Below are 12374 nucleotides of genomic sequence, written 5' to 3'. Positions count from 1 at the left end.
GGAGCGGGAAACGAGATTCGAACTCGCGACCCCGACCTTGGCAAGGTCGTGCTCTACCAACTGAGCTATTCCCGCATAGAGTCGATGCTGTTGCATCTGATGATACTCACTACCATTTGGATTGTGATAGGAGTTTTTTTGGAGCGGGAAACGAGATTCGAACTCGCGACCCCGACCTTGGCAAGGTCGTGCTCTACCAACTGAGCTATTCCCGCATGCAAAAAAAGGCACTTCGTTTTGAAGTGGTGCGCATTGTACAAAAATATTTTTATTTGGCAACCATTAATTGGATTTTTTTGTACAAACGCACCTTTCCCGCTTAAATCGTGAACACTTTCTCACGATAGTAGCGCATTTCTTCAATAGACTCTCGAATATCATCAAGGGCTAGGTGAACCCCCTTTTTATCAAATCCATCTAATACTTCTGGCTTCCATCGCTTAATCAGCTCTTTTACGCTGCTCACATCAATACTGCGGTAATGAAAGTAATCTTCTAGCTCTGGCATGTACTTCACCATAAAGCGTCTGTCTTGCCCTATAGTGTTTCCGCACAAAGGAGATTTACCGGCATCAACATAGTCAGATAAAAACGCCATTGTTTGACGGGCGGCTTCAGCTTCATTCACCGAACTGGCTCGACAACGTGCAGTAAGCCCAGTTTCACCGTGTACACGCGTACACCACTCATCCATATTATCAAGTACATCATCAGGCTGATGCACTGCAATAACGGGGCCTTCAGCAAGCACATTTAGCTGTGCATCTGTCACTATGGTTGCAATTTCCATCACCACACAAGTCTCTGGATCGAGCCCTGTCATCTCCATATCAATCCACACTAAATTACTGTCGTGCTTTGTCATCGGCTTCCTCTTAGTACTGAGGCATGGCAACCATGCCCTACAAACGTTATTATAAGCGCAGTATACGTGAACTAGAAAAGAATCGTGGCGAAAAAACCAAAACTTACACATAGACAGAAACGCCAAGTCGCAGCTAACAGAAGCAAACGGCTGCAAGATAAGCATGGTGACAACAAGCAAACGTCAGTAGATGAAAGCCAACTAATGAGCGGCGTTGTGACGGGTCGCTTTGGCAAACATGCCGATGTTGAAGACGCCGAGGGCAATGTGTCACGGTGTCATATCCGCCGTACAGTAGACTCTGTGGTATGTGGTGATAAAGTACTATTCAGTAAAGGCGACGATGCCGACTCTGGTAGTGTACGTGGTGTTATTGAAATAGTTAACGATCGCCATTCAGTCCTCACTCGCCCCGACTTTTACGACGGCATAAAGCCCATTGCGGCTAATATCGATAAAATTATTGTGGTAAGCGCTACCCTTCCATCACTCTCTACGCACATTATCGACCGCTATTTAGTGGCTTGTGAAGACATTGGCATTACCCCTTTTATTGTTTTAAACAAAGTGGAGCTCCTTTCACAAAGCGAAAGAGAAACCATTAATGAACAATTAAAGGTTTATAACGATTTAGGTTATGAAGTGCTTTTCACCAGCTGTAAGACCGGTGAAGGTATTGATGAACTTAATGCCTATCTTGATAACAATGTAAGTGTTTTCGTAGGTCAATCGGGTGTAGGGAAATCTAGCTTAATTAATAAAGTATTACCTGGTGCCGACATACTCACCGGTGAAGTATCAGATAACTCAGGCTTAGGCCAACACACCACTACCGCAGCCAAACTACTGCATTTACCGGCTGGCGGTGATTTAATAGATTCTCCAGGCGTCCGTGAGTTTGGCTTATGGCACATTCCTACCGAACGCATTACTTGGGGCTTTATTGAATTTAGGGATTACTTAGGTGGGTGTAAATTCCGTGACTGTAAACACCTTAACGACCCTGGCTGCATTCTTCGGGAAGCCGTAGAAGAAGGTAAGATTAATGCCGAGCGTTTTGCTAGCTACCACAAAATATTAACCACCATGGACGAGCAACGTCCGAGCCACAGCCAACCACCTGGCGCATAAGGCTTATATTTACGTTTTGTTTGGCTTGTTGAAACAGAATATAGACACGACTTCAACAAGCCCAACCTTTCTGGCTTATTCCAAGTTTGTAGCATACATAATCTTAAAGTTGCTTACGCGCTTATAAGTTAGGGTACAATTAACCTGTCTTTTTAATGGAGAGCTTTCGTGCTGGACTGGCTTAAAATAAACTTACAATACATTACCCCTAAACATTTGTTGTCTCGCCTAGTAGGCAAATTAGCGGCAGCAGAGCTTGGTGGTTTCACTACGTTTCTTATCAAGCTTTTCATCAAGCAATATAATGTTGATATGAGCGAGGCATTGCATTCAGATCCTGCGCATTATCGCAGTTTCAATGCCTTCTTTACTCGCCCACTAAAACCTGAAGTGCGCACCGTTGACCCACGAGAAGACGTGTTAATTCAAGCGGTAGATGGGGCGGTAAGTCAATTTGGCGACATTGAAGCTGACAGTATATTTCAAGCTAAAGGACACGATTACAGCCTAACCAGCTTATTAGGCGGTAAGCCAGATTTAGCGGCGCCGTTTAAAGACGGAAAATTTGCCACCATTTATTTAGCCCCTCGAGACTACCACCGCATTCATATGCCGGTAGAGGGCACGCTTACCGACATGGTTTATGTGCCTGGTGAGTTGTTTTCTGTAAACCCGCTTACCGCACAAAACATTCCAAGTTTATTTGCCCGTAACGAGCGCGTTGTGGCGTTATTCGATACGCCCGTAGGCAAAATGGCTATGGTACTAGTGGGTGCTACGATTGTTGCCAGTATAGAAACCGTTTGGGCAGGTACTGTATCGCCGCCTACCGGTAAAAATGTACAACATTGGACTTACGAGAAAGATACCGAAGCGAGCGTTCACCTTGCAAAAGGTGACGAACTAGGTCGCTTTAAACTAGGCTCTACCATTGTGGTATGTTTCGAAAAAGACATGATAGATTTTGATGCATTAGCGCCTGGGCAAATAACTCGCCTAGGTGAACCTATGGCTTTTGTTGCCAACGCGCCCGTAAATACTGATGCGAGCGCTGATTTAGGCGATAACACTGGCGATGACACAAGCGCTGATTTAGGCACGCAAGCGACAACAAGCTAGTTTATGAATGCAGTAAAACGAAGTTTGATATCACTGCACTTTACCGTTGTGTTATTGGGCGGTACCGCACTTTTTTCACATTTAGTGCCCCTGAGTGCCAGTGATATTACGCTAATGCGATCGGTATTTGCCTGTATCGCATTATTTCTCTTCCTGAAATTTTCTAGCGAAAATTTGGCGCTGGCAAGCCGCAAAGATTATCTGATAGCCATAGGGCTAGGTATCTTAATGGCCCTTCACTGGGTAACCTACTTCGCCGCAATGCAATACTCTAGTGTGTCGGTGGGTATGATTGCACTATTCACGTTTCCGGTGATTACGGTACTGATAGAGCCGTTCTTCGAAAAAGTAAGCTTGGTATGGCAAGATATTGTATCTGCGCTGACCGTTATTGCAGGCGTCTATTTTATTGTGCCTGAAACGTCACTGGATAATGACATCACTTTAGGGGTGCTGATTGGCGTAGGTTCTGCGGTGCTTTACGCGTTCAGAAACCTAATACATCGAAAACACTTCAAACAATACAGTGGCGCTAAAGCCATGGCATGGCAAACCTTAGTGATTGCTATTTTCCTGCTACCTACCGGCAGTAATGAAATTGCAAATGCCCCGATGAGTGCATGGTTAATGCTTTTGCTATTAGGTACGGTTTTTACCGCGTTGCCACATGCACTAATTGCGGCAAGTTTACGGCATTTACGCGCTAAAACTTTTTCGCTGATTGCCTGTATGCAGCCTTTCTACGGGGTTATTCTTGCCGTATTGCTGCTGGATGAAAACCCCAGTGGAAGCACACTTTTAGGTGGTATTCTTATCACCTCAGCATCTATCTACGAAACCTTAAATACCCATAAGCTACACGGTAAGTCAGAAAAGGACAGCGACTAAATGCTTATTATTGCCCACAGGGGCGCGAGTACGCTTGCGCCTGAAAACACGCTTAAAGCATTTACGCTAGCCTTCGAGCAGCAATCTGATGGTATAGAATTCGACACCTACCAGCATGATGACGCCATTATAGTATTTCACGATAAAACCCTTGTGCGCACCACAAACGGTTCAGGATTTTTATTACAAACTTCACTGGCGGATTTAAAGCAGCTAGATGCTGGGGAAGGTGAAGTTATTCCTACCTTGGAAGAAGTGCTGGCTACCGTACCAGATGGTGCGCTGTGTAATATTGAAGTGAAGCACTTGCGCAATGCTGAAGCCTGGGTGCAAGACGTAAAGTGTGCAGTAGAAGATGCACAGATAAACTCAAATTCCTTACTTATTTCTTCGTTTAATCACCATTGGCTAGCCGAAATAAGCGCATTATGGCCACAGGTGGCTATTGGCGCATTAACCGCCACCTACGCACTTGATGCAACGTACTGTGCCCGTCAGCTTAAAGCGAAATCGATTAATATTGCGTTAGATGTGGTGAATGCTGATTTTGTGAATGCGGCGAAGCAAGCAGGATTGGATGTGTATGTTTATACGGTAGACGAGCCAGAAGATATGCTGCAATTGAAGCTATGGGGCGTGAGCGGTATTTTTACCAACGTGCCGGATATTGCAAAGCGAGTTCTGGGTTAGGAAGCTAAAATTTAGCGTTATTTTTAAAGCTTGGGGCGTAAAGCTTGAGTTAAAAATTTATGCCAGTTAGCTTACGGAAGCGGCTATTCTACTTCGGTAGATAAGTGATTAGAGAATACCGTTTCTTTACAGCACTTACATTGACGGCACAAACGCATGTTAATCCAATGCCCTGCCACAATAAGTAAAGCCCCCACAGCGATGGTGAACGGCTCATAGGCTTCACCAAACATGTTCTTGTTCCAATAAATTGCACCTCCCGTAAACAGCAACGCCAACGGATAATAACGGCCGTGATAGCGTGTGGCCCCGCCGATAAGTGCAACCGCACCAATAAATAACGAAATGGTTAATATAGTACGTTCAAACCAAACCTGTGCGAAAAACGATGAACCAATAAGTGGCAATAATGGCACAACAACAGGCAGCGCTAGGCAATGCAACGCACACAAGCTCGACACCCAAATGCCAAGTCTGTCTAATTTTGTTGGATTGTCATCTACCGGATTCATTTACTGTACCTTTACAACATCAAAAACTTTAAAACACGCCACTTTACACATGCGCTTTAGTCTTAAGGGCATTGCTTATATTAACAATAGCCGCACGTGCACTGTAGACGCAGAGTAACTCTGCCAGAGACGTTATAATATAACATTTTAAAGGGAATGCGAAACTTTCCCCTATGATATTTTAAATCTTTAACAGAACAAAATGCCATAAGTGAAGATTCAGGTCCGGAAATGGCTGATTATTAAAAGATTAAATGTCGACCGGCTAATCACGGAAAAAGCAGAAAGGAAGAAAAAGGTAGCGCTTATTACTTCAATGAAACTAACAAGGGCTATTCATTAGGCGCGGCCGCTTCGGTTTCTAACAGCGACTTTTGATGAACCTCTTTTACCAAAGCGTTATTGGAGATGCTATAGGAGGTATTAGCCACCTGTGTGAAATAATCGTTTACCGACGCTAAAGAGATCCCCTCGTTAGCGAGGCTAGGCAAACTGTGCGCTAAAAAGGTAATAGTTTCTGGATAAGGGTGTGCAATAACCACAACGGTGCCGTTTCGTTTAGCCAATCGTTTTGTGTATTCGAATTGCTTACTAAGCGATGCTACTGAGCGATCGTTATCAAGAAACACCTGCCGACTTGCGTTCGGCACCCCCACTCTATCCGCCACCTGTTGCGCTGTGGTATTTACGCTGGTTCGACTATCTACAAAGAAGAGTCCTTGGCGCTTTATCTCTTCCATAATGGTTTGCATGGCAGGCTCTTCAACCGTAAATGCACTGCCCATATGATTGTTAACCCCCACTGCATTTGGCACACTTTTAAGTGCTGCTCTTAGCGTGTGAGTAATGGCAGCAGGATACATATCGGTAGATAACCCTAAGGGTCCCATGGCTTTGCCACTGGTCGATTGCATTGGCATGTGTAACATGACAGCGCGGCCTTGTTGCTCTGCTTTACGTGAAATAGTTTGCGCAAGAGGGGTTTGCGGAAGGATGGAAAAGGTCACTTCACTGGGAAGCGCAAATGCCGCCATATCTGATTTTCTATAACCCAGATCATCAAGAATAATAATAACACGAGGCTTTACTGGGATAGTCGCTGACGCAGCAGCATGACTGGTAAAGCTACTCATTAAAATTAACGATAAAATACACAGACGCCAAAGCACCTTCATCTACGTTTCTTCACTTCCATTATTGATTTTATTATTTCCACGCGCACTGCTGATATTAACAACGAGATACTATGCCTAAAAAGAACTGAGCCTAATAAGAGCTGAGCCTGACAACAATAGTTTGGCTACATCTTGGCTCCGTTGAACCAGCATTAATGCAGCATACCAATTTACAAAAAGGAAACAAGCACTGCTGAGCAGTTGTTAGCATGTAAAGGTTGCGTAAAGAGTGACCACTAAGCTCAATTTCCGCTTTAATAGTCGATAAGGTTAAAACGTATACTAATTATTGTGGAGTAATTATGATTTCTTCTGTAAACAGCTCGGCCATGCAAGCTGGCATGTCGCCTCGCCCTGAAGGCAAAGCACTTAGCGATACACAAAAAGAGTCCGTGAGTGCTATTCTGTCATCTTACGATCCCGAAAACCTATCAAGCGAAGATGCGGCTTCTATTGTAGAGCAATTCAAAGAGGCTGGTATTGAGCCAAGTAAATCATTGAATACCGCGTTAAGCAGTGCTGGATTTGAAGGTAAGAATATTGCTGAATTAGCGGGAATGGGTAAACCACCGCCTCCACCGCAACAAGAAGCATCGAATTTACCTGACAATTCAACATTTTCGATAACGGTGTAACCGCGGAAAAAGTTAACTTTTCGCAGTGTAGTGTGCTTGGCGATTAGTTAAACCAAGCGGTGGGATTTAACGCTTTTCCCTTGTGGCGTATTTCAAAATACAAATTAGGGTAATCTTGTCCGCCGCTTCTGCCTACCAAGGCAATACTTTCGCCTAAAAGAATATCGTCGCCAGCTTGTTTCAACAACGCTTGGTTGTGCCCGTAAACACTCATGTAACCTTCTCCATGATCGACAATGGCCACTAAACCAAACCCGCGAAGCCAATCGGCATAAAGTACTTTGCCCGATGCCACGCTCTTTACCGCTTCGCCTTCCGAACCATCGATAATAATACCTTTCCAGCGCACCTGCCCTTGTCTGCGATTGCCAAAGAGTTTACGAATGTGACCTTCAACAGGCACTGACAACTTACCCTTTAACTTGGCTAACCCATCCAGCGATACCTTGGCTCTAGCCGCAGCGCGTTCAGCGGCAATACGGGCAGCTTCAATAGCATCAAGTAAAGCCTTTTCATTTGCCTGCAAGGTGGCAATTCGTCCGCTTTCACTGGCAATGGTTTTGTTGAGTTTTACTAAGGTTTGCTTTCTATCATCTTGGCGAGTCAATAACACCCCGCGCTGACTTTCTTGTGTCTTGCGAAGGGCAAGCAAAGATTCCGCTTTATCAGCAAGCTCTTCGGTTACCGCTTCAAGGCGAGCCACGTTGTCTCTAAATCGGGTAATTTCTTGCTGACGTGCTTTTGCCAAATATTGATAATACGTAATGACCCGTTCGAAATTACGGGCATCTTCTTGATAAAATAGCATTTTGGCGTAGTCGTAATGCCCCGCCATAAAAGCACTTTTCAATTGACTTGAAAGCAAGGACTGTTGCTGGCGAATGGCTTCTTTTAACCCTTCCTGCTCTTTTACCAGCGCTTCTTCTTCCGCTAACACACTATTTAATTGCTGTTTGTTTTGCGCCAACGCTTTCGCCACTTTCGCTATTTCAAGCTCTGAGCGCTTGAGTACTTGCTCAAGTTCTTGTGCGCTAGCTTTGTTATTTTCTAAAACCTGCTGACGCGCTCTTAATTCAACTTGTAGCTCTGCCAGCTTCTCTTGGCTAACATCTTGCGCCTTTACGGTAGATGAGACTAAACCCATACCGAATATGACAGCAAGTAAACAGACAATTGTGCAAAATCGTTGAATAAACATAAAAAGGTAATAGCGGCCTTTAGCGGTGTATTGGTGGCAAAAACAAATTGCAGAATCCGCCTACAATCATGATGATAGTTAGCGTATCAGTGTATCTGAGGGCTAGATTAAATCCCAGTGCAATTTGATTGTAATATCAAGCCGCTATTGTACCGCGCACAATTACAAGACACGCTTGACTATTGCAGGGTGGTTTCTCGCCCGTTTTTCTATATACTTTGCACTCTTTTTATGGTCTGTAGACAAGGTTAGAAGTAATGGATCAGCTAATAGCGTTTGCCAGCGATAATATTGTACTTGCTGGTGTATGGGTTGCTTTGGTAGGCATGTTGGTGTTTAGCTACATTTCAACGTTTACCTCTTCAATCAAAGAAGTAAATACACACGAAGCCACTTTGTTAATGAATAAAGACGACGCAGTTGTCTTTGATACTCGTGCGGCAAAAGACTTTAAAGCAGGGCACATTTTAGGTGCTAGACAAATAAAACCGGAAGAATTGCGCGAGAAAAACTTCGCTAAGCTTGAAAACAGCAAAGATAAACCCATTATCGTTGTATGCGCTATGGGCAATCAAGCTCGTGGTACAGCCGGTGCGATGTCGAAAGCAGGCTTCACTAATGTGAAAGTCCTTAAAGGCGGCATGAACGCGTGGCAAAGTGCAAGTTTACCGATTTCAAAATAATAGGCGATCATAGTGAGTAAAGTAGAAATTTACACCAAGGGCCATTGCCCATACTGCCATCGTGCTAAAGCACTTCTCGCACAGAAAGGTGTTGAGTTTCAAGAGTACCCTATTGATGTTCAGCCAGAGTTGCGTGACGTGATGATTGAGCGCGCGAATGGCGGTTGGACAGTGCCACAAATTTTCATCGACGATAAGCTTGTAGGTGGCTGCGATGACATGATGGCACTAGAAGCACAGCAAAAACTAAATCCTATGCTTGGGTTAGCATAACGCGTCAGCGCGTAAAGCAACGCAATACATTAAAGTAAAACGACAATTAAACAGGAAATATCATGGCTGACGATAATCAGACTACTAACGGCGCCGCAGCAGGCGACCAAGCGCAAGCCCCTCAATTCAACATTCAGCGTATATTCACTAAAGATATCTCTTTTGAATCGCCAAATGCGCCGGCTATTTTCACGAAAGAGTGGAAGCCAGAAATTAAGCTAGATATTGACACTAGCACCAACAAACTAGACGAAAACGTTTACGAAGTGGTGTTGTCAGTAACAGTTACCGCTACACTTGGCGAAGAAACTGCATTCTTATGTGAAGTTCAGCAAGCCGGTATTTTTGCCATTGGTGAAATGCCAGATCAGAACAAAGCGCATACGCTAGGTTCATTCTGCCCGAACATGCTTTTCCCGTATGCACGTGAAACGATTTCAAACCTTGTGAACCGTGGAACTTTCCCTCCACTAAATTTAGCGCCAGTTAACTTCGACGCTATCTTCGCTGCTTACGTTCAAAAGCGTGCACAGCAAGCACAAGGCGAAGCGCCTAAGATGGACGCGTAAGCACCATTATGATGAACCCGAATTCGGTTTCAGTATTAGGGGCGGGGTCTTATGGCACCGCCCTTGCTTTTTGTTTAGCCCGAAATGGCAACCCTACTTTGCTGTGGGGTCGCGACGAAAAGCACATGGAAGCACTGGCCTCAAGTAGAGAAAACGCGCGCTATTTGCCAGGTGCTACCTTCCCTGATGCGCTTAGTGTAGATGCCAATTTAGAAACGGTCATTGCCGCAAGCCAAGATATCCTTGTGGTGGTGCCAAGCCACGGCTTTGCTGCAATGCTTCAAAGCATTAAGCCTTTGTTGCAGCCTAACCATAGAATTATTTGGGCAACCAAAGGGCTTGAACCTAAAACCGGCAGATTGCTTCGAGAAGTTGCAGAAGAGATTCTGGGTACTGCCTATCCGCTAGCCGTATTATCAGGCCCCACATTCGCGAAAGAAATGGTGGCTGGCTTGCCTACTGCTATTTCGTTATCGTCCACCGACAACACTTTCGCTGACGAATTTGCCGCTAAGCTACATTGCGCGAAATCGTTTAGGGTATACAAAAACCCAGACTTCACCGGCGTACAATTAGGCGGTGCAGTGAAAAACGTGATTGCCATAGGCGCTGGTTTGGCAGATGGGTTAGGTTTTGGTGCGAATGCCCGTACCGCATTGATTACTCGTGGTCTTGCAGAGCTTACACGTCTTGGCGTGAAGCTAGGTGCTCAGCCGGAAACCTTTATGGGCATGGCTGGCCTTGGCGACTTAGTACTCACCTGCACCGATAATCAATCACGTAATCGTCGATTTGGCTTAGCCTTAGGCCAAGGTAAATCTGTCGATACTGCCATTGAAGAAATTGGGCAAGTGGTAGAAGGCTACCGCAACACGGAAGAAGTACATGTGTTATCACATAAAGTAGGTGTTGAGATGCCAATTTGCGAGCAGATTTATGCTGTGCTTTATCATGGCAAATCGCCCAAAGAAGCCGCATTAACCTTGCTCGGCCGCGATCTTAAAAACGAAGCCTAACTAAACAAATTATACAAAATTGATAAAACGCGCAGCGTCAACACTGCGCGTTTTTTATGTCTAGCGCGCGCCGTCGTAGCCTAACTGGCGCCAGCTTTCATACACAAAAACCGATACCGCATTCGATAAATTCATACTTCTGCTGTCGGGTAACATGGGAATACGTACCCGCTGTTCTGGCGGTAGCGCGTCAATAACATCGTCGGGCAAACCTCTGGTCTCTGGCCCAAACAATAAAGCATCACCCTTCTTGTATTGAGCGTCACTGTGAAATGCTTTGCCCTTCGTGGTGCAAGCGTAAATACGACTTGGCTTTTCAGTTTCAATGTAAGCTTCCAAAGAGGCATGGCGCTTAACGTGGGCAAATTCGTGGTAATCCAGCCCTGCCCTACGTACACGCTTATCGTCCCACTCAAACCCAAGCGGCTCAATCAAATGCAGCATAAAGCCGCTGTTGGCACATAAGCGGATAATATTTCCCGTATTGGGGGGAATTTCTGGCTGGTAAAGTACGATGTCTAACATGCTGGCTCACTGTCGAAATGCTAAATTGCCACGCTTTTAAATGGCGATATGACGTACGGGCGCTCATCGCCCATCTACTTTATTTTACGCACTTAAAAAATCAAATACAGTAGAAAGTGCGGCATCGCGAATGTCGTCCGATTCGGTAAGCACCTCATGATACGCCACAGGTATAATTTCTACCTGAGCATTGGGGAACTTTGCCGCCACACGACGTTGGCGTTTGTTCTCTATAATACTGTCGCCATCAGCACTTAAGATTAACGATCGCGTAGTAATCGAGGCCGCATTGAGTTCAATGGTATTCATCGCGGCTTGCGCTGCACGTAACCATTCGGTGGTTACACCACCAAGTTGAATTTGGCGCTCTTCATCATACAGCTGACGAAATAAGCTGTAGCGGTTTTTACTATGCGTAAGCTTATTAAGGGCATAAGGAAAGGCAATATAAGGGGTTTGCCCAAAAAAGTAACCCGACTCGCGCTTTTTCAGTTTATTGATACTAAGCCCAACCTTTATAAGGCTATTGGCCAACCAGTTTGGTAGCGCAGGTTTAATACCAAACATGGGGGATGCGAGTACTGCTTTGTCGAACAAGCTAGGGTCTCTTAACAGGGTTAGTGCGCCAATAGCGCCGCCCATAGAATGGCAAAGTAACTGCAACTCGCCCTGTTGTCGCGGCATGACAATATCATTTACGAAGGTGATTAAATCATCCACATAATCGGCAAAATCTGCCACGTATCCGTGTTGAGGATCGTGAGTCATACGCCCCGATAGCCCTTGACCTCGGTGATCAAGAATGAAAACTGCAAAGCCATTTTGGTACAAATCAAACATGAGCTCTTTGTATTTTAAGTACGACTCGATACGCCCAGAACTGATCACTACCGTGGATTTCGGGTTTTCTGGTATGCACCACGCGTAGCGTACATCAATACTGTCTTTACCAACAAACTCGCCAAGGGTGACAGAAGTTTGCCAAAAAGGATTAATTGCAGTGGCAAACGTTGAAGCTAAGTCTTGCTCTGACGTAAACGTCCAGCTCATAGAAGCATATCCTAATAGAATTGTGACGCAGTGATGATTTGAACG

General features: G+C 45.0%; 15 protein-coding genes and 2 tRNA genes. 9 read left to right on the top strand and 8 right to left on the bottom strand.

From position 1 onward, the window contains the following. Positions 1-2: 2 nt before the first annotated feature. The 3 genes from KYS23_RS05350 to orn form a co-directional block, all read right to left on the bottom strand. A tRNA-Gly gene (locus tag KYS23_RS05350) sits at positions 3-75 on the bottom strand. Between the two features lie 64 nt (positions 76-139). Then, positions 140-215, bottom strand: a tRNA-Gly gene (locus KYS23_RS05345). Positions 216-319: 104 nt separating this feature from the next. Beyond that, a complete protein-coding gene (gene orn, locus KYS23_RS05340) occupies positions 320-865 on the bottom strand; it encodes an oligoribonuclease (protein ID WP_013785622.1) in 546 nt (181 codons plus the stop codon). A gap of 84 nt (positions 866-949) precedes the next feature. Between orn and rsgA the strand changes: the two genes are divergently transcribed. From rsgA to KYS23_RS05320, 4 genes are all read left to right on the top strand, one after another. Next, positions 950-1996 carry a small ribosomal subunit biogenesis GTPase RsgA gene (gene rsgA, locus KYS23_RS05335; protein ID WP_126872918.1) on the top strand — a complete coding sequence of 349 codons (1047 nt, stop codon included), beginning with the start codon at positions 950-952 and terminating at the stop codon, positions 1994-1996. A 168-nt stretch (positions 1997-2164) separates the two neighbouring features. After that, positions 2165-3115, top strand: coding sequence for an archaetidylserine decarboxylase (gene asd / locus KYS23_RS05330; protein ID WP_159528375.1), 951 nt, complete (start codon positions 2165-2167; stop codon positions 3113-3115). A 3-nt stretch (positions 3116-3118) separates the two neighbouring features. Further along, positions 3119-4003 carry a DMT family transporter gene (locus tag KYS23_RS05325; RefSeq protein WP_126872920.1) on the top strand — a complete coding sequence of 295 codons (885 nt, stop codon included), beginning with the start codon at positions 3119-3121 and terminating at the stop codon, positions 4001-4003. Beyond that, on the top strand, positions 4004-4693 hold the full coding sequence (locus KYS23_RS05320) for a glycerophosphodiester phosphodiesterase (protein WP_159528373.1): 690 nt from the start codon (positions 4004-4006) through the stop codon (positions 4691-4693). It abuts the gene before it with no gap. Positions 4694-4776: 83 nt separating this feature from the next. Here KYS23_RS05320 and KYS23_RS05315 read toward each other — a convergent pair whose 3' ends face one another. Further along, positions 4777-5205 (bottom strand): MerC domain-containing protein, encoded by a 429-nt coding sequence (locus tag KYS23_RS05315; protein WP_159528371.1) that lies wholly within the window; start codon positions 5203-5205, stop codon positions 4777-4779. 332 nt (positions 5206-5537) lie between these two features. Then, positions 5538-6380 (bottom strand): divergent polysaccharide deacetylase family protein, encoded by an 843-nt coding sequence (locus KYS23_RS05310; RefSeq protein ID WP_218395602.1) that lies wholly within the window; start codon positions 6378-6380, stop codon positions 5538-5540. Positions 6381-6682: 302 nt separating this feature from the next. Between KYS23_RS05310 and KYS23_RS05305 the strand changes: the two genes are divergently transcribed. Further along, positions 6683-7015 (top strand): hypothetical protein, encoded by a 333-nt coding sequence (locus KYS23_RS05305; RefSeq protein ID WP_218395604.1) that lies wholly within the window; start codon positions 6683-6685, stop codon positions 7013-7015. A gap of 43 nt (positions 7016-7058) precedes the next feature. Here the strand turns inward: KYS23_RS05305 and KYS23_RS05300 are convergent, their stop codons facing one another. Next, positions 7059-8159 carry a murein hydrolase activator EnvC family protein gene (locus tag KYS23_RS05300; RefSeq protein ID WP_373996582.1) on the bottom strand — a complete coding sequence of 367 codons (1101 nt, stop codon included), beginning with the start codon at positions 8157-8159 and terminating at the stop codon, positions 7059-7061. A gap of 311 nt (positions 8160-8470) precedes the next feature. On the opposite strand from KYS23_RS05300, the gene KYS23_RS05295 reads away from it, so the two are divergent. The 4 genes from KYS23_RS05295 to gpsA all read left to right on the top strand — a co-directional run bounded on the left by KYS23_RS05295 (position 8471) and on the right by gpsA (position 10754). Next, positions 8471-8896, top strand: coding sequence for a rhodanese-like domain-containing protein (locus KYS23_RS05295; protein WP_159528363.1), 426 nt, complete (start codon positions 8471-8473; stop codon positions 8894-8896). 12 nt (positions 8897-8908) lie between these two features. Further along, positions 8909-9169: a glutaredoxin 3 gene (gene grxC, locus KYS23_RS05290; RefSeq protein WP_159528361.1), complete on the top strand. Its 261-nt coding sequence runs from the start codon at positions 8909-8911 to the stop codon at positions 9167-9169. Positions 9170-9231: 62 nt separating this feature from the next. Further along, positions 9232-9738: a protein-export chaperone SecB gene (secB, locus tag KYS23_RS05285; protein WP_013785633.1), complete on the top strand. Its 507-nt coding sequence runs from the start codon at positions 9232-9234 to the stop codon at positions 9736-9738. A gap of 11 nt (positions 9739-9749) precedes the next feature. Next, a complete protein-coding gene (gene gpsA / locus KYS23_RS05280) occupies positions 9750-10754 on the top strand; it encodes an NAD(P)H-dependent glycerol-3-phosphate dehydrogenase (protein ID WP_159534338.1) in 1005 nt (334 codons plus the stop codon). Between the two features lie 60 nt (positions 10755-10814). Here the strand turns inward: gpsA and trmL are convergent, their stop codons facing one another. Then, a complete protein-coding gene (gene trmL, locus KYS23_RS05275; RefSeq protein ID WP_218395608.1) occupies positions 10815-11279 on the bottom strand; it encodes a tRNA (uridine(34)/cytosine(34)/5-carboxymethylaminomethyluridine(34)-2'-O)-methyltransferase TrmL in 465 nt (154 codons plus the stop codon). An 84-nt stretch (positions 11280-11363) separates the two neighbouring features. Beyond that, on the bottom strand, positions 11364-12329 hold the full coding sequence (locus tag KYS23_RS05270; RefSeq protein WP_159528357.1) for an alpha/beta fold hydrolase: 966 nt from the start codon (positions 12327-12329) through the stop codon (positions 11364-11366). Between the last annotated feature and the right edge of the window lie 45 nt (positions 12330-12374).

Source organism: Alteromonas lipotrueae (assembly GCF_019249255.1).
Lineage (GTDB): Bacteria > Pseudomonadota > Gammaproteobacteria > Enterobacterales > Alteromonadaceae > Alteromonas > Alteromonas lipotrueae.
This window is presented reverse-complemented; position numbering and strand designations above follow the sequence as displayed.